Source organism: Sinomonas sp. P10A9 (assembly GCF_041022165.1).
In the GTDB taxonomy this organism is placed as follows: domain Bacteria; phylum Actinomycetota; class Actinomycetes; order Actinomycetales; family Micrococcaceae; genus Sinomonas; species Sinomonas puerhi.
The window spans coordinates 592,704-613,036 of sequence record NZ_CP163302.1 but is presented as its reverse complement, the minus strand read 5'-3'; the positions used below and the strand labels follow the sequence as shown (position 1 = coordinate 613,036).

The 20,333-nt window shown below is 69.0% G+C and carries 20 protein-coding genes; 13 read left to right on the top strand and 7 right to left on the bottom strand.

From position 1 onward, the window contains the following. Window positions 1-7 precede the first annotated feature (7 nt). On the bottom strand, window positions 8-1,531 hold the full coding sequence (locus AB5L97_RS02800) for a helix-turn-helix domain-containing protein (protein WP_369046369.1): 1,524 nt from the start codon (window positions 1,529-1,531) through the stop codon (window positions 8-10). 145 nt (window positions 1,532-1,676) lie between these two features. Here AB5L97_RS02800 and aceA point away from each other — a divergent pair, with 145 nt between their 5' ends. After that, the gene (gene aceA / locus AB5L97_RS02795; RefSeq protein ID WP_307956848.1) at window positions 1,677-3,011 is read left to right on the top strand and encodes an isocitrate lyase; all 1,335 of its coding nucleotides are present in this window, start codon (window positions 1,677-1,679) and stop codon (window positions 3,009-3,011) included. A gap of 85 nt (window positions 3,012-3,096) precedes the next feature. After that, window positions 3,097-4,779, top strand: coding sequence for a malate synthase A (aceB, locus tag AB5L97_RS02790; protein WP_369046368.1), 1,683 nt, complete (start codon window positions 3,097-3,099; stop codon window positions 4,777-4,779). A gap of 200 nt (window positions 4,780-4,979) precedes the next feature. Here the strand turns inward: aceB and AB5L97_RS02785 are convergent, their stop codons facing one another. From AB5L97_RS02785 to AB5L97_RS02775, 3 genes are read right to left on the bottom strand one after another with little or no spacing between them, the layout of a single operon-like run. Next, window positions 4,980-5,474 (bottom strand): hypothetical protein, encoded by a 495-nt coding sequence (locus tag AB5L97_RS02785; RefSeq protein ID WP_369046367.1) that lies wholly within the window; start codon window positions 5,472-5,474, stop codon window positions 4,980-4,982. A gap of 49 nt (window positions 5,475-5,523) precedes the next feature. Further along, window positions 5,524-6,009, bottom strand: a complete 486-nt coding sequence (locus AB5L97_RS02780) for a hypothetical protein (protein ID WP_369046366.1) — start codon at window positions 6,007-6,009, stop codon at window positions 5,524-5,526. 47 nt (window positions 6,010-6,056) lie between these two features. Beyond that, a complete protein-coding gene (locus tag AB5L97_RS02775; RefSeq protein WP_369046365.1) occupies window positions 6,057-6,527 on the bottom strand; it encodes a hypothetical protein in 471 nt (156 codons plus the stop codon). 114 nt (window positions 6,528-6,641) lie between these two features. Between AB5L97_RS02775 and AB5L97_RS02770 the strand changes: the two genes are divergently transcribed. Next, window positions 6,642-7,427, top strand: a complete 786-nt coding sequence (locus AB5L97_RS02770) for a DsbA family oxidoreductase (protein ID WP_369046364.1) — start codon at window positions 6,642-6,644, stop codon at window positions 7,425-7,427. A gap of 6 nt (window positions 7,428-7,433) precedes the next feature. Here AB5L97_RS02770 and AB5L97_RS02765 read toward each other — a convergent pair whose 3' ends face one another. Beyond that, window positions 7,434-8,570 carry an acyl-CoA dehydrogenase family protein gene (locus AB5L97_RS02765; protein ID WP_369046363.1) on the bottom strand — a complete coding sequence of 379 codons (1,137 nt, stop codon included), beginning with the start codon at window positions 8,568-8,570 and terminating at the stop codon, window positions 7,434-7,436. Window position 8,571: 1 nt separating this feature from the next. Continuing rightward, window positions 8,572-8,766: a DUF1918 domain-containing protein gene (locus tag AB5L97_RS02760; RefSeq protein ID WP_369046362.1), complete on the bottom strand. Its 195-nt coding sequence runs from the start codon at window positions 8,764-8,766 to the stop codon at window positions 8,572-8,574. A 127-nt stretch (window positions 8,767-8,893) separates the two neighbouring features. On the opposite strand from AB5L97_RS02760, the gene AB5L97_RS02755 reads away from it, so the two are divergent. Further along, a complete protein-coding gene (locus tag AB5L97_RS02755; RefSeq protein ID WP_369046361.1) occupies window positions 8,894-9,532 on the top strand; it encodes a class I SAM-dependent methyltransferase in 639 nt (212 codons plus the stop codon). Between the two features lie 28 nt (window positions 9,533-9,560). Here the strand turns inward: AB5L97_RS02755 and AB5L97_RS02750 are convergent, their stop codons facing one another. Continuing rightward, entirely contained in the window at window positions 9,561-10,781 is a 1,221-nt protein-coding gene (locus AB5L97_RS02750) for an ROK family transcriptional regulator (protein ID WP_307956856.1), read from the bottom strand. A gap of 158 nt (window positions 10,782-10,939) precedes the next feature. Between AB5L97_RS02750 and AB5L97_RS02745 the strand changes: the two genes are divergently transcribed. The 9 genes from AB5L97_RS02745 (at window position 10,940) to AB5L97_RS02705 (ending at window position 20,279) form a co-directional block, all read left to right on the top strand. Next, window positions 10,940-12,007 carry a Gfo/Idh/MocA family protein gene (locus tag AB5L97_RS02745; RefSeq protein ID WP_369046360.1) on the top strand — a complete coding sequence of 356 codons (1,068 nt, stop codon included), beginning with the start codon at window positions 10,940-10,942 and terminating at the stop codon, window positions 12,005-12,007. Beyond that, complete coding sequence (locus tag AB5L97_RS02740; protein WP_369046359.1) at window positions 12,004-12,813, top strand: hypothetical protein; 810 nt, start codon at window positions 12,004-12,006, stop codon at window positions 12,811-12,813. Before AB5L97_RS02745 ends, AB5L97_RS02740 begins: the two co-directional genes overlap by 4 nt. A gap of 58 nt (window positions 12,814-12,871) precedes the next feature. Next, a complete protein-coding gene (locus tag AB5L97_RS02735; RefSeq protein ID WP_307956859.1) occupies window positions 12,872-14,179 on the top strand; it encodes an ABC transporter substrate-binding protein in 1,308 nt (435 codons plus the stop codon). 14 nt (window positions 14,180-14,193) lie between these two features. Next, window positions 14,194-15,168 (top strand): carbohydrate ABC transporter permease, encoded by a 975-nt coding sequence (locus AB5L97_RS02730; RefSeq protein ID WP_369046358.1) that lies wholly within the window; start codon window positions 14,194-14,196, stop codon window positions 15,166-15,168. Then, window positions 15,165-16,070 carry a carbohydrate ABC transporter permease gene (locus AB5L97_RS02725; RefSeq protein ID WP_369046357.1) on the top strand — a complete coding sequence of 302 codons (906 nt, stop codon included), beginning with the start codon at window positions 15,165-15,167 and terminating at the stop codon, window positions 16,068-16,070. The genes AB5L97_RS02730 and AB5L97_RS02725 overlap by 4 nt, the downstream gene beginning before the upstream one ends. A 52-nt stretch (window positions 16,071-16,122) precedes the next feature. Beyond that, on the top strand, window positions 16,123-16,908 hold the full coding sequence (locus AB5L97_RS02720) for a sugar phosphate isomerase/epimerase family protein (RefSeq protein WP_369046356.1): 786 nt from the start codon (window positions 16,123-16,125) through the stop codon (window positions 16,906-16,908). Beyond that, window positions 16,905-18,023 carry a Gfo/Idh/MocA family protein gene (locus AB5L97_RS02715; protein WP_369046355.1) on the top strand — a complete coding sequence of 373 codons (1,119 nt, stop codon included), beginning with the start codon at window positions 16,905-16,907 and terminating at the stop codon, window positions 18,021-18,023. Before AB5L97_RS02720 ends, AB5L97_RS02715 begins: the two co-directional genes overlap by 4 nt. Further along, a complete protein-coding gene (locus AB5L97_RS02710; protein WP_369046354.1) occupies window positions 18,020-19,180 on the top strand; it encodes a Gfo/Idh/MocA family protein in 1,161 nt (386 codons plus the stop codon). Before AB5L97_RS02715 ends, AB5L97_RS02710 begins: the two co-directional genes overlap by 4 nt. Before the next feature lie 94 nt (window positions 19,181-19,274). Next, complete coding sequence (locus AB5L97_RS02705) at window positions 19,275-20,279, top strand: sugar phosphate isomerase/epimerase family protein (protein ID WP_369046353.1); 1,005 nt, start codon at window positions 19,275-19,277, stop codon at window positions 20,277-20,279. The last annotated feature ends 54 nt before the right edge of the window (window positions 20,280-20,333 follow it).

Below are 20,333 nucleotides of genomic sequence, written 5' to 3'. Positions count from 1 at the left end.
CTCGCGCTCAGGCCCCCGAGTGGGCCTCGAGGAACGAGTACACCTCGGTCTCGTCGACCCCGGGGAAGGCGCCTGGCGGCATGGCCGCGAGCAGGTGCGAGTGCGCCCGTGCGGACGGCCAGGCGTTGCCGGACCAATGCTCGCTGAGCTCTGCGGGCGGGCGGCGGCAGCAGTCCGGATCGGGACAGCGTGAGACCGCACGCGCCGTCGTCTCCCTCCCGCGGAACCACTTCACCTGGTGGTACGGGACGCCGATGCTGAGCGAGAATTCGCCCGTCGCACTGCGCTCGGTGCGTGCGGTGCACCAGAACGTGCCGGTGACCGTGTCGGTGTACTGGCTGTAGGAGCTGAACTTGTCCGGCACGTCGAACACGGCGCGGCTCGTCCACGCCTTGCAGGACGGCTGGCCCTCGATCGCGCCCGTGTGGTCCATCGGGAAGTTGACGCCGTCATTCTCGTAGGCCTTGTAGATGATGCCCGACTGGTGCGTCTTCTGGAAATGCGTCGTGAGCCCGAGGTGCTTGGTCGCGAGGTTCGTGAATCGGTGGGCTGCCGTCTCGTAGCTGACGGAGAATGCGTCACGGAGATCGTCCACTGAGATCTCCTTGGCGGCCTTGGCCCGCTGAAGGAACTCGACCGTGGTCTGCTCCGGCAGCAGGAGCGCGGCCGCGAAGTAGTTGGTCGCGACCCGCTGCGCGAGGAAATCGCCATAGGACTTCGGCGTCTCGTGTCCGAGGACATAGTGCCCGAGCGCCTGGAGCAACACCGAGCGCGGGTCATGGTCGGACCGCTGGCTGTGGGTGAGATAAATCCTGCGGTTCTTCAGGTCGGTCACACTCCGCGTGGAGTGGGGCAGATCGCCGACGTGATGGAGAGTGAACCCCAAGTGCGTCGCGATGTCCGAGATGGTGTGCTGGCTCAGCGGGCCCGAGGTGTAGCCGACCTGCGCGAGGACCCTCTGAGCCTCGGCCTCGTACTCGGGGAAGTAGTTGCCCCGCTCGCGCATCATGCGGCGCAGCTCGCCGTTGGCTCGGCGGGCCTCCTCGGGGGTGGCAACCTGTTCGTTCATCTTGCGCTCGAGCTCGTGCAGGAGCCCGAGCTGGGCCTCGATCACGTCGAGCGGCAGCCGCGAGGAGACGCGGATCTTGGGGAGATTCAGGTTCTCGTAGAGCGGGCTGCGCTGATAGCGCTCGAGCTCGATCTCGAGCGCCGCGCGACGGCTCGGGGGCTCCGCGCCGAGCAGCGCATCGATGCCGACGCCGAGCGCCCCGGCGAGCTGCTGCAGGAGTCCCAGCTTCGGCTCGCGCTTGCCGTTCTCGATGAGGCTCAGCTGGCTCGCCGCCGCCCCGACTGCGGTGCCCAGCTCGTCGAGAGTGAGGCCGGCGGCCTTCCTCAGATGCCGCACGCGGCGGCCCAAGCTGATGACGTCGACACCGCCTCCCCCGGCAGAGGTCGGCGCGGCGGCGGGGGCGGCGGGGCGAACCCAAGAGGCTTGACGCGGCATTTCTTGAGGATACGTGAAGATCTGCATTTCTTTCTAGCTCATTTGTCTGTTGCAGGGGTTGCAGACACGGAAAAGTTGTTCTCACGAAGAACAAATCGCCCGGTGGCTGAGCGAAGCCGAAGTCATCGGAGGCCCGCAGGGGCCGAAGCACCCGAGTCGAAGGAGACCCGCCATGACCGCACAGCCCGAGCCCCAGAACCAGTCCCTCGAGCAGCAGGCCGAGGCCCTCAAGCTCGAGTGGTCCGCCGACCCGCGCTGGGACGGCTTGACCCGCGACTACAGCGCCGAGGACGTCATCCGCCTCCGCGGCCGAGTTCCGGAGGAGAACACGCTGGCCCGCCGCGGTGCGGAGAAGCTCTGGAAGTCCGTGACCGAGGGCCGCGCAGACGGCGAAGGCTACATCAACGCCCTCGGCGCCCTCACCGGCAACCAGGCCGTGCAGCAGGTCAAGGCGGGCCTCAAGGCCATCTACCTCTCCGGCTGGCAGGTCGCCGCCGACGCCAACCTGTCCGGCAACACGTACCCGGACCAGTCGCTCTACCCCGCGAACTCCGTGCCCGCCGTCGTCCGCCGCATCAACAACGCGCTGCAGCGCGCTGACCAGATCGAGTTCTCCGAGGGCAAGCAGACGGTCGAGGACTGGCTGGTCCCGATCGTGGCGGACGCCGAGGCTGGCTTCGGCGGCCCGCTCAACGCCTACGAGCTCATGAAGTCCATGATCCAGGCCGGTGCCGCCGGCGTTCACTGGGAGGACCAGCTCGCATCCGAGAAGAAGTGCGGCCATCTGGGCGGCAAGGTCCTCATCCCGACCCAGCAGCACATCCGCACCCTCAATGCTGCTCGGCTCGCCGCCGACGTCGCCGGCGTGCCGAGCGTCATCATCGCCCGTACCGACGCCGAGGCCGCGACCCTCATCACGACCGACGTCGACGAGCGGGACCAGGAGTTCATCCTCCGCGAAGGGGGACAGCCGGTGCGCACGGCCGAGGGCTTCTACCGGGTCAAGAACGGTATCGAGCCCTGCATCGCCCGTGCCAAGGCCTATGCCCCGTACTCCGACCTCATCTGGATGGAGACGGGCACCCCGGACCTCGAGCTCGCCCGGAAGTTCGCCGAGGCCGTCAAGGCCGAGTTCCCGGACCAGATGCTCGCGTACAACTGCTCGCCGTCGTTCAACTGGAAGAAGCACCTCGACGACACGACGATCGCCACGTTCCAGCGCGAACTCGGCGCGATGGGCTTCAAGTTCCAGTTCATCACCTTGGCTGGCTTCCACGCCCTCAACTACTCGATGTTCGATCTCGCCCACGGCTACGCCCGAAACGGCATGAGCGCGTACGTCGACCTCCAGGAGCGCGAGTTCGCCTCCGAAGACCGCGGCTACACCGCAACCAAGCACCAGCGCGAAGTGGGCACCGGCTACTTCGATCTGGTCTCCACGGCGCTGAACCCGAACGCCAGCACCCTCGCCCTCGTGGGATCCACCGAAGAGGGCCAGTTCCACTAACGCCGACTCGGCACGGACGTGCGACGGCGGTGGGCCGGGAGCCCCTCCCAGCCCACCGCCGTCGTCCAACACCACGGAGACCGCCATGAACAGCTTCAGCACCGACACCACGATCAACGGAGTGACCCTCACCGCGCAGCCCATCGCGCGCCAGCGTGAGATCCTCACCCCCGATGCCCTCGAGTTCGTCGCCCGTCTGCACCGGGCAACCGCCGACCGCCGCCAAGAGCTCCTCGAGGCCCGCCACGCCCGCCGCGCGGAGATCGCCCGCGGCACCGACCCGCGCTTCCCCCGTGAGACCGAGGAGATCCGGAACGACGCTGCCTGGCGCGTCGCACCGCCGGCTCCGGGGCTCACGGACCGCCGCGTCGAGATCACGGGACCGGTGGACCGGAAGTCGACCGTCAATGCGCTGAACTCCGGAGCCAACGTCTGGCTCGCTGACATGGAGGACTCGCTCACGCCCTCGTGGCGCAACCTCATCCAGGGCCAGATCAACCTCATGGACGCGCTGCGCGACCAGATCGACTTCAGCATCGGCGAGGGCGCAGCCCGCAGGGAATACCACCTCAAGCCCTTCTCAGAGCGTCCGACGACGGTGCTGCGCCCGCGCGGCCTGCACCTGCCGGAGAAGAACATGCTCGTGGACGGCAAGCCGATCGCCGGTGGGGTCATGGACTTCGGGGTGTACTTCTTCCACAACGCGGCCCGGCTCATCGCCCTCGGCCACGGCCCGTACTTCTACCTGCCGAAGATCGAGAACCGGTTCGAGGCACGCCTGTGGAACGATCTCTTCGTGGCGGCCCAGGACCTGCTCGGCATCCCGCAGGGCACGATCCGCGCGACCGTGCTCATCGAGACCATCACGGCCGCGTTCGAGATGGAGGAGATCCTGTACGAGCTGCGCGACCATGCAGCCGGGCTCAACGCGGGGCGCTGGGACTACATCTTCTCCATCATCAAGAACTTCCGGACGCGCGGCCCCCGCTTCGTGCTCCCGGACCGCGAGCAGGTCACCATGACGCAGCCGTTCATGAGGGCGTACACCGAGCAGCTCGTGCGGGCCTGCCACCGGCGCGGCGCCATGGCGATCGCGGCCCCGGCGGCATTCGTGCCGAGCCGAAGGGATCCCGCCGCCAATGCCGAGGCGCTCCTGAAGACGCGCGCGGACAAGCTGCGCGAGGCCGAGGAGGGATTCGACGGTGCGTGGGTGGCGCACCCCGAGTTCGTCTCCGTGGTGCGGGACGCGTTCGATTCGGTCCTCGGAGACCGCCCGAACCAGCTGGACCGCCTCCGCGATGACGTGACGCCGGACGACCGCGCCCTTATCGACCTCGGCACGTGCCACGGCACGATCACGGAGGAGGGCATCCGCAACAATATCGAGGTAGGCATCCGCTACATCGAGACCTGGCTGCGGGGCAACGGCGCCGTGACGATCCACAGCCTCATGGAGGACGCCGCGACCGCGGAGATCTCCCGCTCGCAGATCTGGCAGTGGATCTATGCCCGGGCCATCACCGACCAGGGCGAGATCGTGTCCCGCGAGTGGGTCGAGGAGCTACTCGATGAGGAGTTCCACAAGCTCGAGCGCTTCGACGGCGACCGCTTCCGCGACGCCCGCGAGCTCTTCGGCGAGGTGGCACTCGGCACCGACTTCCCGACCTTCCTCACCATGCCGGCCTACGCGCGGTACCTGTGCGAGACCGCCGGCAAGGAGGACGAGTACGAGGCCGGCCTGCCCGAGCGCCAGTTCGCCGCGGCCTGAGATGGTGGTTGCGCGAACCTGATAGCTTCCCGGACCCTGCACGCGCCACTCGCAACACGCACCCCGAAGGTCGGGGGCAAGGGCACCGGGGACCCGTTGAGGGGCCGGAACCGAGTAGTGGTGCTGCTCGGTTCCGGCCCCTCAACTCATGCTGTGGAACTCATGTGTGGTCCGCATGCCGGGACCGTCTCATGGTGGGACTAGTGCGGGCTCACGAGTTCGCCGAGGAGGAAGTACAGCACGAACATCGCTGGCACAACGCTGAGGATGAGCACCACGAGCGAGCGCTCGCGCCGCCGGAACCACGCCACGAGGCCGAGGACGCCCGCCACGACCCAGCCGCCGAAGCCCAGGATCACGAAGTTCGACACGAGCCGTGCGAAACCTTCGGCCGCCTCGGGGCCGAAGGTCAGCGCCGAACCGACGAACTGAAGCACAAGCCCCGCGGCGAAGAGCCCCAGAGACCACCAGCCGAGCGCGGAGGTGGGCTTCGCCGTCGGCCGCTCGCTGCGGCGTCTGACCACATCGACCGCCCACACCACGACGGCGGCCGCGGCGCAGCCGAACCCGACCGTGTACGTCCAGCCCCGCGCCACATCGCCGGGGACGGCGAAGGTCGCGGCGAAGAGCAGCACAGCTGCGGCGCCGAGCCCTGCGGCCACGCGGGATAGAACGGTACGAAGCATGACCTGCATCGTTCCCACCTCCTCTGGGGACAACTGAATGTCTCGGGACAACTGACAGCTAGTGCGGGAACGTGAATTCGCCGATCAGGAAGGACAGGGCGAAGAGCGCGGGAAGCATGGTGAGCAGGACCAGGAGGGACGTCTCGGCCCGGCGGAACCAGGCGATCAGGGCGACGACGCCCCCAGCGATCGACGCCGCGAAGCCGGCCAGGACCGGCAGCGCCATGGACGGGACGGGCCCGTCGAAGGCGGGCCGCACCGCCGTCATGATCGCGGGAAACGCCGTCGCCAAAAGGGTTCCGGCGACGGCGAGCCACACGGCCCACCACCCGAGGCGGGTCCGCGGCTTCGCGGTCGGGGCATCGTGCCGCGCCCGGAGGTTGTCGGAAGCCGCCAGGGCGAGCGCGGCGAAGGCCGCCAGAAACGCCACGATGAAGAGCAGCCCCACGAACCCCTGCCCCCGGGTGACGAGCACGGCACCGAACAGCGCAATCGCGAGGACGCCCACCGCTATCGCTGCCGTGCGGAACGGTCGCCTGGTCATGACGGTCATTGTCCTCATCTCCTGAGTGGGACTAATCCTGAGTGGGACTAATAGGGAAAGACAATCATGCCGAGCGCCACGTACGGCACCACCATGACGGGCAGCATCACGAGCAGGACAAGCATCGACCGCTCCGCGTGCCGAAACCAGGCGACGATCGCCGCCCCACCACCGGCCACGAGGCCCACGAGGGCAAGCCCGCTGAACAGTGCCATCGGGACCCCGAGCGGGACGAGGAGCCCTCCGAGGCCGAACACCGCGGCCGATGCGACGACGAGGGCCACCGCCCACCAGCCGAGCCGTGTCCCGGGCCTGAACCCGAGCTTCTCCCCGGGGGCGCGCGCCGTGCCGAGCATGAAGAGCGCCAGGGTGAGCGTCAGTGCCACGAAGGCAGCGTTGTACAGCATCGACTTCGCAGGGACCCCTGGCATCGCGAAGACCACCGCGAAGAGGACCACGGTGGCGAGTCCCACGGCACCCGTTGCCCAGCCGAACCTCGTCCTCGTCACGGCGGACATGTTCCTCGCCTCCAGCGGCACCGGCCCGGTTGCTCCGAGCCCTACGTGTCAGCTTCTTTCTACACACCGTAGCGGTGAGGGAATAGGGCCCTCGGTCCCTGCCTTGCATTGAGTATGAACGTTGACATCTGGTCTGATATCGCCTGCCCGTGGTGCTTCATCGGCAAGCGCCGGTTCGAGAAGGCGCTCTCCGAGTTCCCGCATAGGGACCGGGTCAGCGTCACCTGGCACAGCTACCAGCTGGACCCCACCCTCCCGGACCACTACGACGGCACGGAACTCGAGTACCTCTCCCAGCGCAAGGGCATGCCGGCCGAGCGGGTCGCCCAGATGTTCGACCACGTGACGCAGGTCGCTGCGGGCGAGGGCCTCGCGTACGACTTCGGCCGGGTCGCCGTTGCCAACTCCTTCTCGGCGCACGAACTGCTCCACCTCGCGAAGGCGAAAGACGCCGCAGGCGGAACGGACGCTTCCCGCGGAACCGACGCTCGAGGCGGGACGACGGCCGACGCCGTCAAGGAAGCGCTGCTCTCGGCCCACTTCGAGCACGGCGAGGACATCGGGGCCCGCGACGTGCTGGTGCGGATCGGCACCGAGGCCGGTCTCGACGCCGACGAGATCAATGCCGCGCTCGACGCCGGCACCTACCGCGACTCCGTCCGCGCGGACATTGCCCAGGCGCAGGCCATCGGCATCCAGGGTGTGCCGTTCTTCGTGCTCGACAACAAGTACGGGGTCTCCGGCGCGCAGCCCGCGGAGCTGTTCACGCAGGCGCTCGAGACCGCCTGGCGTGAGGCCCACCCCCTCGTCATGGTCGGCCAGCCGGCGGCGGGTGCCGACGGCTCGGTCGATCCGGACGGCCTCAACGGTGAGGTGTGCGGCCCCGAGGGCTGCGTCTGAGCTGCGTTAGCCTTCGACGAGCATCCGGCCCACGATGAGCCGCATGATCTCGTTGGAGCCCTCGAGGATCTGGTGGACCCTCAGGTCCCGGGCGATCTTCTCGATGCCGTACTCGTGCAGGTAGCCGTAGCCGCCGTGGAGCTGGATGGCCTCGTTGGCAACCTCGAAGCCGGCGTCCGTGGCGACGCGTTTGGCGATCGCGCAGAGCCGGACGGCGTCCGGGTCTCCGCGGTCCAGGGCGTCGGCGGCACGGCGTAGCAGGGTCCGGGCCGCCTCGAGCTTCATCTCCATGTCCGCGAGGTCGAACATGAGGGACTGCTTGTCCGCAAGGCGGCCGCCGAACGCCGTGCGCTCCTTGAGGTAGGCGACTGTCTTGTCGAGTGCGGCCTGCCCTCCCCCCAGAGAGCACGCGCCGATGTTGAGGCGTCCGCCGTTGAGGCCCTTCATGGCGATGCCGAACCCGTCGCCCTCCTCCCCGAGCCGGTTGGCCGCCGGGACGCGGGCTCCCGCGAGGACCACCTGCCGGGTCGGCTGGGCATTCCAGCCCATCTTCTTCTCGTTGGAGCCGAAGGAAAGGCCCTCAGTGCCCGCCGGGACGAGGAACGCGGTGATGCCGCGGTGGCCCGTCGCGGCGGTCCGTGCCATCACGATGTACAGGGCCGAGGAGCCAGCACCCGAGATGAACTGCTTGACGCCCGTGAGCACGTAGTCGTCGCCGTCGCGCACCGCCTTCGTCGTGAGGGCGGCCGCGTCGGAGCCCGCGCCGGGCTCCGTGAGGCAGTAGCTGCCGAGTGACTCCATGGTCACCAGCTGGGGGACCCACTCCTTCCGCTGGAGGTCCGTGCCGAAGGCGTCGACCATCCAGACGACCATGTTGTGGATCGAGATGTAGGCCGCGATCGATGGATCCGCCTTGGCCAGCTCCTCGAAGATCAGGGCTGCGTCATAACGCGTCAGGCCGGTGCCGCCGTATTCCTCGCCCGCGTAGACGCCGCCCAGACCGATCTCGCCAGCCTCCTGCAGTACGTCCACGGGGAAGTGCTTCGTCGCGTCCCATTCGAGTGCGTGCGGGGCGAGCCGCTCGGTGGCAAAGTCCCGCACGGCGCCGACAAGGTCGCGCTGGTCCTCGGTGAGTTCGAACATGTCAGGCGGCTGGACCCTTCTCGACCGAGAAGTCTCCACCCGGGAACACGACGGACTCATGCCCGTCGTCGAATCGGACGAGATAGGGCGGCTCCCCATTGGCGCCCTTCACCTCGACGATCTGCCCGTGCCGGTCCGCCGAGTCCACCGTCCGGCCCCTGATGACAATCCGGTCGCCCTGATGCAGTGCGTTCATGCGGATCACCTCCTGATGATGAGGTTACGTAACCCCTCGGCAGGCGGGAAGGGGTCGCGAGGCGAGCGCCCGGCGTCGTGCGTCGGGGACTTGCGCGGGTGGAGCCGGAGCGGATAGACCGGGTTCCATGAACACCGAACACAAGCCGGGGCCGAGCGAGTTCTGGGACGAGTTCTACAGTGAGCGGCAGCGGGTCTGGAGCGGCAAGCCGAACGGGGCGCTCATGCGCGAGGTCAGCATGATCTCGCCGGGGCGGGCGATCGACCTCGGGTGCGGCGAGGGCGCGGACGCGATCTGGCTGGCCGAGCGCGGGTGGACCGTCACGGGGGTGGACATCTCCGCGGTCGCGCTGGGGCGCGCCGCGGCGCACGCGGCCGAGGCCGGCGTCGCAGATCGGGTGACGTGGCTCGTGAGCGACCTTGCCGAGTGGGAGCCCGAGCAGACGTACGATCTCGTCACCGCGTCCTTCCTCCACTCCCCCATCGAGATGCCCCGCGAACGGATCCTCCTGGCCGCGACGCGGGCGGTTGCGCCGGGCGGGACGCTGTTCGTGGTGGGGCACACGGCGTTCCCGCCGTGGGCTCGGCACGCGCACGACGACGCCCACATGCCTTCCGCGGACGAGCTCGCCGCATCGCTGGGGCTCCGCGCAGCCGACTGGGAGCTCGAGACGAGCACGTCCGAAGGGCGCGAGGCCACTGGCCCCGAGGGGCAGACAGCCGTCTTGACAGATGCCGTGCTCACGGCGAGGCGGCTCGCCTCCTGAGCCTCGCGTTCCGGATGGACCGCAGGACTCAGCCCGCGCTCGCCATGGTCGCAAGTGCCGCCTCGACGCCTGCAGGCGAGAGGACGTGCTGGGAGACGAGCCGGCTCGCACCCATGACGGCGGCCCGCTCTCCGGCCCGGGAAAGGACGATGCGCAGGTTGGTCGTCGCGAGCGGAGGCGACCGGTGGTACACGACCTCGCGCACGCCGGCCATGACGTGCTCCCCCGCCGCAGCCATCGACCCGCCGATGACGATCACGCTCGGGTTGAGCAGGTTCACGCACGTCGCGAGCACCTCGCCGATGTCACGCCCCGCCTGCCGGAGCGAATGGATCGCGGTGATGTTGCCGTGGGCCGCGAGCTCGACGACGTCCGCGCCGGTGTTCGCATCGATGCCCTGGGCTGCGAGGGCCCGGGCGACGGCGCCGCCGGAAGCGAGCGCTTCGAGGCAGCCCACGTTTCCGCACCGGCACACGATGTCGGCGCCCCGGGCGACGCGCACGTGCCCGAGGTCGCCCGCGGTGCCGTCCGCACCGCGCTGGAGCTGGCCGCTTGAGATGATCCCCGAGCCGATGCCCGTGGCGACCTTGATGAAGAGCAGGTCGTCCACGTCCGGCCAGTATGCGGCTCGTTCACCGAGCGCCATGATGTTCACGTCGTTGTCGACGAGGACGGGAACGGGCAGCGAGCGCTGGACGAACCCGACGACGTCGAACCCGTCCCAGCCCGGCATGATCGGCGGCTTCACTGGACGTCCGGTCGCGTGCTCAACGGGTCCGGGCAGCCCGATCCCGACGCCGGCGAGTCGGCTCTCGGGGCGGCCGCTCTCGGCGAGGAGCTTCTTGCCGGACTCGACCACGTAGCCCAAGACCGCTTCAGGCCCGTCCGCCACCGGAAGCGGTGCCCGGCGCTCGGCAATCACGTCCCCGTTGAGGTCGGTGAGGGCAACGCGCACGTGACTCGCGCCGACGTCGACCGCCAGGACGGTACGGGCCTGCGGGTGGAAGGCGAAGCGCGACGGCGGCCTTCCGCCGCTCGAGAGCGCCTCGCCGACGAAGACGACGAGCCCCGAGTTGAGGAGCAGGTCGACCTTGCCGGCCACGGTCGAGCGGGCGAGGCCCGTGGTCATGGCGAGTTCCGCGCGGGTCCAGGGCCTGCCGTCGCGGAGGAGCTGGAAGAGGTCGCCGGCACGCGCAAGACTCCCCCCGGCCTCGGTGGCCGGCAGCGGGGGCGAGAGTGGCGACGTCATGCCACAGTGATAGCACGCCACGCTTCTGCATGTCACTAACCACAAAGAGTGACGGCGTTCAGCAATCTTTTGCTTGACGCTCGACATAAGTGGTTCTAGGCTCCGAGTGAAGCAGCTCACATTGAGCCGCTGACATCGACAGCTCAGGAGAAGCCACGATGCCAGACACCCCAGCGGTCCCCGACCATCCAGCGACAATCGGGGTCGGCTTCCTGGGCGCCGGACCGGTCACCCAGGCCATCCACCTCCCAAGCCTCGCGCGGCTGACGGACCTCTTCCGCGTCACGCACGTCATGGACGTCGACGCAGCCGTCGCCTCGACGGTCGCCGCACGGGTCGGCGCCCGTCACTCCGCCTCGATGGACGAACTCCTCGGCGACCCCGACGTCGACGTCGTGGCCATCTGCAGCCCGCACCAGTTCCACGCCGCGCAGGTCATCGCCGCGTGCCGGGCCGGCAAGAAGGCCGTCCTCTGCGAGAAGCCCTTCGCGGTCTCAGGCGAGGAAGCGGCCGAGATCGCGGCCGTCTCCGCGGAGACCGGCGTGCCGATCATCGTCGGCGCGATGCATACGTTCGACCCGGGCTGGCTGGCCGCCGAAGAGCTGTGGGGAGATCTCCCCGAGACGGCCCACACGCTGCGGTCATCGATCGTCCTGCCCCCCAATGCGCGCTTCGAGGACTTCGCAACCGAGGTCATCGCGCGGCCGGAGATGCCAGAACGCGACCTCAGCGACCCCGCGGTCGTCGCCGCGATGCTCGAAGGCGGCATCCTGGGCCTCGCGATCCACGATCTCCCGCTCGTGCGACGCTTCGTCCCCGACTTCACCGACCTCGAGGTGCTGCGCGCCGACATCGTGAAGCCGTTCGGGTACGTCTTCGTGGTGCGGGCCGGCGGACGCACGGTCGAGCTGGTCGCTGCAATGAACTCGACGTGGAAGCCGGACTGGACGTTCGAGGCGATCGGCCGGGACGCGGCGCTCAAGGTGACGTTCACGCCGTCCTACGTCCAGGCGGGTTCAGCCGTCGCCGAGCACACCCGGGGCGGACGCACCACCGTGGGCGGCCCCTTCGGGCACAACGGCTACGAAGGCGAATGGCGCCGCATCGCGGACATCGTCTCAGGCGTAGCCTCCGCGCCGGATCCGCAGGGCCTCATCGACGATCTGCGCTTCGCCCTCGCGATCGTCGAGGGATCCCACGCACGCGTGCTCGAGGCCGCGGCATGACCGCCCGGACCGCCTTCGCCGTCAGCGCCTCCTCGGCCGCCGGGATCCCCGGGCTCCCCGAGATCGCCGCGTCGCTCCCGCTCTCCCTCGCGCCCTCGGACGGTGCACCGCAGATCGCCGCCGTGGACGGCTCGTCCGGCTGGGCGGTACGCGCCCAGAAGGCGCTCGGCGCCAGGGCGCTCGCCGTCGTCGTCGGCTCCCCCGCAGCGCACGACGGCGATACCCACCTCGACGCCGTGACTGCGGGCCGCGTCGTGATCGCGTGGGAGTTCGCAGCCAACCCCGGCACCCTCGCCGCGGCCGAAGCGGCTGCTGCCTGGCGCGACCGGGCAGTCCTGGTCGACTGCACGCTGACCGTCCCGGATTCGGCGCGCCTCGAAGGGGCCCTGCTCGACTCCCTCACGGCCGCCCGCCGTATTGTCGGCGAGTTCGGGCCTCTGGCCACGGTGTTCTCGGGTCCCTCCGGCCGGCACCTCGCCGGCCGGCTGGACAACGGCGCCCCGTTGTCCCTCGGGATCGTTGTCAGCGGCGCAGTGCCCGCGTCGCTGCGCGTGCGCCTCCTGACCACCGATGGCGGAATCACCGTCGTCGTTCCGTCCGCAGCAACGGCCGCCCCGGCCGAGGCCCGCGTCGTCGGGCCGGACGGCGAACTGCTTCTGCCCACCCTCTGGGAGACCTCCCGCCGCGCCAGCTGGCGGCGGGCCATTGCGATCGCTGGCGGAGACTCCATCTCCGCCGACGCCGCCGAGCTCCACCACACGGCCTCGCTGGCGCCGCCCCCCGCGGCCAGCGTCGCCACCGTCTGACATCAGTCACCCGCCCCACCCATCCACCGCAGCACTCCTCAACGACGAAGGACCCACCATGAGCGCATCCAAAACGACCTTCTCCCGCAGGGGCTTCCTCGGCCTCGCCGCAGCGGCGGCGGCCGTGCCGGCCCTGGCCGCGTGCGGCGGCGGCTCCGCCTCGGGCGGCAGCACCGGCGACATCAAGTTCTGGGACATGCCGTGGGCAACGACGGCCTATAACGACGCGGCGAAGGGGATCACCGAGGCTTACGCCCCGGCCTCGGGCAACGCCAAGGCAAGCTACCAGATCATCCAGTGGAACAACTTCTACCAGACCTTCTCCTCGGCAATCGCGTCCAAGACCGGCCCCGCGGTGTCCACGGGTGGCGGCTTCCAGGCGTTCCAGTTCGAGCAGCAGGGACAGATCGCCTACGCCGACAACGTCATCGAGGCCCTCAAGAAGAACGGCCAGTACGACGACTTCCTGCCCGGTGTGCTCGATCCCTTCAAGTCGGACAAGGGCTACGTGGCCGTCCCGTGGCAGCTCGACATGCGTGTGCTCTGGTACCGCAAGTCGCTCATGGACCAGGCCGGCGTCGCGCTCCCCACGGATTGGACCTCCCTCCTCGAGGTCGGCAAGGCCCTCAAGAAGGTCGGCGCGGTCGGCTTCGGGACCGGGTCCGGCTCGGGCAACAACTTCGGCAACCACACGATGATCATGATGATGGTCAACAACGGCGGTGGCGTCTGGACCCCGGACGGCCAGCTCGACGTCATGAACGACCGGAACGTCGAGGCCGTCGAATTCCTGCTCGAGCTGGTCTCGAACGGCATCATCGACCCGGCGGCCGTCGGATACACGACGGACAACATGTCCGCGCAGTGGAAGGACAAGAAGATCGGCTTCGGCATCTTCCAGGCCAGCGCAGACCAGCGGGTCGGCGACACCTCGGGCGACATGCTCGTCGCCAACCCCATTGCGGGCCCGCACGGCGACAAGGCCACGATCGTGTTCCCGAACAACATCATGATGTACAAGAACACCCCGTCCCAAGCGTCCTCCGAGGCGTTCCTCGTCTACTACATGGGCCAGCTCAAGCAGCTCTGGCAGAAGAAGCTCATGGCGGCGCTGCCCGTGTTCAAGTCGATCACCGAGACCCCCGAGTTCACGAGCAACCCCAACAACGTCAAGATCGTCAAGGACTGGCAGCCGATCGCGAAGACCTTCGCCTCGCGGGGCACGAAGATGAACGCGAACCTCGCCGCGCTCGACGGTGGCCAGGCGCTCAACCAGTTCACCCAGACCATCCTGACGGGGAAGTCGGACGCCAAGACCGCCCTCCAGGCGTTCCAGACCGGCCTGCAGTCCGTCCTCAAGTCCTGAAACGGGTGCGGGACATGACTACCACCACACCATCCAGGGGCCTCGCCCGCGCCCGTCGGGGCCTCGCCCCCGGCGGCGGCGGGAAGCCCGGCGCGGACGGCGGCCTCAACCGAAGGAGCAGGCTCGCCTCCCAGGCCACGCGGACGTTCTTCTGGCTCCTCCTCCCGTCCGTGTTCCTGCTCATCCTCATCCATGGCTATCCCCTCGTGTACGCGGGAGTCCAGGCCACCCACGACGGTTCGCTCATCGACACCGGCAACTTCGTGGGCCTGGACAACTTCGCGAACGTCCTGGGTGCCCCGGCCTTCTGGAAGGCCGCGCAGTTCACCCTCGTGTTCACCATCGTCGGCGTGTTCGGCTCGTGGCTCGTCGGCATGGGCCTTGCGCTCCTGCTGCGCACGCGCATCCCGGCCGGAGGGTTCTTCAAGGTCCTCCTGCTCCTGCCGTGGGTCGTGCCGATCGTGGTGTCCTCGACAGCCTGGAACTGGCTCGTTGCGACCCCGGACAGCCCCATCCCGGCCATGTCCCGCGCTCTGGGCCTCGGCACGCCACTGTTCCTGGCCAACCCGACGCTCGCGGCCGTCATGGTGTGCGCGTTCAAGGTCTGGGTCAGCTTCCCCTTCATGATGATGATGACCTCGTCCGCTCTCTCCTCCGTGGACGGGACGGTCTACGAGGCTGCGAGCATGGACGGCGCCAGCCGGTGGCAGCAGTTCACCGGCATCACGCTGCCGCTCATCGCCCGGTCCACGTACATCAGCTGGATCCTCATGACGATCTTCTGCGTCAACGACTTCCCGACGATCTACCTGCTCACCGGCGGAGGGCCGGTCGACGCGACGACATCACTCGTGGTGCTGGCCTACCGCAGGGTCTTCCAGGACTTCCAGACCGGCCCCGGCGTCGCCATCGCCTTCCTCATGACGATCACGCTCGTGGTCATCTCCGCCGTCCTGTACCGCCAGATCCGAAAGTCGAGTGTCGAATGAGCGCCGCACTGCACACCCACCCCGCCGCCGGACCCGAGCTCAGCGCGGCCGGGGGCCCCACCGGGGCGGGCAAGGCTCGTCGCACGGTCTCCGAGGCCGATGTGCGCGGCCGCTGGTGGCGCCTCGCGCTCATCCTGGCCATCACCGTCGTGGTCCTCGTGCCGATCTTCGTGGTGGTCGTCCTCGCGTTCACCCCTGCCACCACGAGCACCTCGACCGGGCTCACGTTCGAGAACTTCAGCAACGTCTTCGCCAAGACGCTCGCCTCGACATGGCTCAAGAACAGCCTCATCACGACCCTCTCTACAGTCATCGTCTCGGTCGCCGTGGCCGCTCCTGCCGGGTACGTGCTCTCCCGCGGGCGCAGCAAGGCCGTCTCGGGCTACTCGCTGCTGCTGTTCGTCATGCAGTCGCTGCCCATCATCACCTCGGTCGTGCCGCTGTTCCTGCTGTTCGCGAACATGGGCCTCGTGGACAACCTCCTCGGCCTCACGATCATCTACGTCGCCTCGACCATGACGGTGGCCACCTGGATGATGGCCGCGTACTTCGACTCCATCCCGGTCAGCCTCGAGGAGGCCTCGTGGATCGACGGGTGCTCGGTGTTCGGCTCCTTCACCAAGGTCGTCCTGCGGAACAGCCTCCCCGGCGTGCTCTCCACCGCGATCTTCGCGTTCCTGCTTGCCTGGAATGACTACCTCGTGGCGATCGTGTTCCTGCGCTCGAACGAGATCTTCACCCTCCCCATGGGCGTGCAGTCCTTCTTCCAGCAGAACGCGACCGACTGGGGCTCGGTCATGGCCCTCGCCGTGGTCATGATGCTCCCGCCGATCATCGTGTTCGCGGCCCTCAACAAGTACTTCAGCGTCGGCGGAATCGGCGGATCCCTCGCTGGCCGCTGAAACCTTCCCCCGAGACCTCCCCGTACATCCCTCCCGAGAGGACACTGTCCCCATGACGTACTCCGTCCAGCTCTACTCCGTCCGCGACGCCATCGACGCCGACCTGCCGGGCACCATCGCACGGCTCGCCAAGATCGGCTACACCCAAGTGGAGCCCTACAACTTCGCGGCCCGCGCGGACGATCTCGCCGCAGCGTTCGCGGAGCACGGCATCACGGCCCCCACGGCCCATGCGCCGCTCCTGTCCGCCGACCAGGACGGGATCTTCGCTGCAGCGACGAAGCTCGGCATCGGCACCGTGATCGATCCGTACCTCCCCGCCGAGCACTGGCAGGACGCAGACACGATCCGCGATACCGCAGCCCGCCTCAACGCCGCCGCGAAGAAGGGCGCCGAGCACGGCATCCGCGTGGGCTACCACAACCACGACTGGGAGCTCTCCTCGAGGATCGAGGGGACAACGGCCCTCGAGTTCTTCGCCAGCCTCCTCGACCCTGAGGTTGTCCTCGAAGTCGACACCTACTGGGCTGCGGTGGGCGGCGAGGACCCGGCAGCGCTCCTGACCCGCCTCGGGGACCGGGTGGTCGCCATCCACATCAAGGATGGGCCCGTCAACCAGGACAAGCAGGCCCAGCTGCCCGCGGGCCAGGGCGAGATCGGCATCTGGCGCGTGCTGGCGGCCGCGAAGAGCCTCGAGGTCGGCGTCGTCGAGTTCGACGACTACGCGGGCGACATCTTCGACGGCGTGGCCGCCTCCCTGGCCTACCTCGAGGCCGGCGCCCCCTCCGCTGACGCCCAGGCATCTGTCGAGGCAGGCAGCGCGGAGGCCGTGCGATGAGCCGCGGACCTGTGGGCGTCGCCGTCATCGGCGCCGGAGTCATCAGCAAGCAGTACCTGGACAACCTCACTGTCTTCCCGGACGTGAAGGTGCACGTGATCGCGGACCTCTTCCCCGAGGCCGCCAAGGCACGCGCCGAGGAGTATGGGATCGCGGAGTTCGGGACCCCCGAGCTCGCGCTCAACCACCCGGACGTCGAGATCATCGTCAACCTCACGATCCCCGCCGCCCACGTCGAGGTCGCGACCGCGGCCGTGCGCGCCGGCAAGCACGTGTGGAGCGAGAAGCCGTTCTCCCTGGACCGCGAGAGCGGCCTCGGGCTGCTCAAGGAGGCGGACGACGCCGGCATCCGCCTCGGGTGCGCACCGGACACCTTCCTCGGTGCGGGCCTGCAGACGGCCCGGCGCGTGATCGAGCGCGGTGACATCGGCATCCCCCTCACCGCCCAGACCGTCTTCCAGACGCCCGGGCCGGAGTCCTGGCACCCGAATCCCGCCTTCCTGTTCCAGCACGGCGCGGGCCCCCTGTTCGACATGGGCCCGTACTACCTCACCGCCCTCGTGCAGACCTTCGGAAGCGTCCGCCGCGTCGCCGCCCTGGGTTCCAAGGCCAAGACCACGCGCGTGATCGGCTCGGGTCCCAAGGCCGGCGAGGAGTTCGAGGTCGAGGTACCCACGCACGTGAGCGCCCTGGCCCAGTTCGAGTCCGGCGCGTCCTCGCACAGCATCTTCAGCTTCGAGTCCCCCCGCGCACGCATGGGCTTCATCGAGATCACCGGCACGGAGGCAACGCTCTCCCTGCCGGACCCGAACTACTTCGACGGCGAGCTGCAGATCTGCCGGATTGGCGAGACGGACTGGACCTCGATCCCCACCGCAGGCCCGGCGAACGGCCGCGGCATGGGCGTCCTCGACATGGCCCGCGCCATCCGCTCGGGCGAGCCGCACCGCGCCACCGGGCAGCTGGCCTACCACGTGCTGGACACGATGGTCTCAATCTCCGAGTCCATCGACTCCGGCGCGTTTGTCGACGTGGCCAGCACCGCGCCGTCGTCCACCCCTCTCCCCGAGGACTGGGCACCCACCGAGGCGACCCTCGACGGGGTCAGAGCATGACTGCCGAGCCGCCGCACACCGGACCGAAGCCGGGCTCGCCCCTCGGCGTGGCCGCGATCGGCTACGCGTTCATGGGCAAGGCTCACTCGAACGCGTGGCGGAACGTGGCGGCGTTCTTCGACGTGCCTGCCGTGGAGCAGAAGGTGCTCGTGGGCCGGCACGCCCAGGAGGTCGCGGAGGCCGCGACCCGGTACGGGTGGGCGGAGTCTGCCACGGACTGGCGCGAGGTGATCGCCCGCGACGACATCCACATCGTGGACATCTGCGCCCCGGGCTGGCTGCACGCCGAGATCGCGATCGCCGCGCTCGAGGCCGGCAAGCACGTCCTGGTCGAGAAGCCGCTGGCCAACACCCTGGCCGAGTCGGAGCACATGGTCGAAGCCGCTCGGGCGGCCCGGGACCGCGGGATCCAGTCCATGGTGGGCTTCAACTACCGGCGTGTCCCGGCCCTCGCGTACGCGAGGCAGCTCATCGCGGACGGCAGGCTCGGCACCGTCCGGGAGATCCGCGCGTCGTACCTCCAGGACTGGCTCGCCGACGATTCCGCGCCCATGACCTGGCGCCTGCGCAAGGAGACTGCCGGATCCGGGGCGCTCGGGGACATCGCCTCCCACGCGATCGACCAGGTGCAGTACCTCACCGGCACCACCGTCACCGAGGTCTCCGGACGCCTGCACACGTTCGTGGGCCGGCGCCCCGGCCCGGACGGGCTCGAGGACGTGACGGTCGACGACGCGGCCTGGGCCACGCTCTCCCTCGCCACCGGGGCGGTCGCCTCGATCGAGGTCTCCCGCGTCGCGACCGGGAGGAAGAACTCCCTCCGGATCGAGGTGTACGGGTCCGCCGGCGCCCTCGCGTTCGACCTCGAGCGGCTCGGCGAGCTCGAGTTCCTCGACGCGACCGCACCCGCCGAAGAGCAGGGCTTCCGCAGGATCGTCGTCACCGAGCCCGGCCACCCCTCGATGGACGCCTGGTGGCCGCAGGGCCACATGATCGGCTGGGAGCACACCTTCACCCACCAGGTCCGCGACTTCCTTGTAGGAATCAGGGACGGCGAGCAGCCCGCGCCCTCGTTCGAGGAAGGCCTGCAGGTCCAGCGGGTGCTCGCCGCGATCGAAGAGTCCGCCGCCGCCAAGTCCACCGCCATCCAGCTCTGAAACAGACCCCACCCGCAGTTGTCGGGTTGCCGTGGGTCCTCAGCCCTTTCACTCACGGCAACCCAACCATTGCGATCCACAAGGAGGATCCCCGATGCCCCGCCCGTTCACCCTGTTCACCGGCCAGTGGGCCGACCTCAAGCTCGAGGAGGTCGCCGAGCTCGCGGCCGGCTGGGGCTACGACGGCCTCGAGATCGCCGTCTCCGGCGAGCACCTCGACGCCGCCCGCTGGGACGAGCCCGCCTACATCGCCGAACGCCTCGGCATCCTCGAACGCCACGGCCTGAAGCTGTACGCGATCTCCAACCACCTCAAGGGCCAGGCGGTCTGCGACGACCCGATCGACTTCCGCCACCAGGCGATCGTCGGCTCCGCCGTCTGGGGCGACGGCGACCCCGAGGGCGTCCGCACCCGCGCCGCAGAGGAGCTCAAGGACACCGCCCGCCTGGCCAGGGCCCTCGGGGTCAAGACCGTCGTCGGGTTCACCGGATCGGGCATCTGGCAGTACGTGGCCATGTTCCCGCCCGTCCCCGCCACCGTCATCGACGCCGGCTACCAGGACTTCGCCGACCGCTGGAACCCCATCCTGGACGTCTTCGACGAGTGCGGGGTCCGCTTCGCCCACGAGGTCCACCCCTCCGAGATCGCCTACGACTACTGGTCCACCCAGCGCGCGCTCGAGGCCATCGGCCACCGCGAGGCCTTCGGCCTGAACTGGGACCCCTCCCACATGATGTGGCAGGGACTGGACCCGGTCGCCTTCATCACCGACTTCGCCGAGCGCATCTACCACGTGGACTGCAAGGACACCCGCATGCGCATGGGCAACGGCCGCGCCGGCATCCTCTCCTCCCACCTGCCCTGGGGCGACCCGCACCGCGGCTGGGACTTCGTCTCCGCCGGCCGCGGCGACGTCCCCTGGGAGGACTGCTTCCGCGCCCTGACCGCGATCGGCTACGACGGGCCCATCTCCGTCGAATGGGAGGACGCCGGCATGGACCGCCTCGTCGGCGCCCCCCAAGCCCTCGCCGCCCTGAAGAAGTTCGACTTCGCCCCCGCCACCGCCTCCTTCGACGCCGCCTTCAGCAACCAAGGCTGATCCGTTCCTTGCGCATGTATCGCGAACTGCGTGCGGGCCAGCGGTCGCAGATTT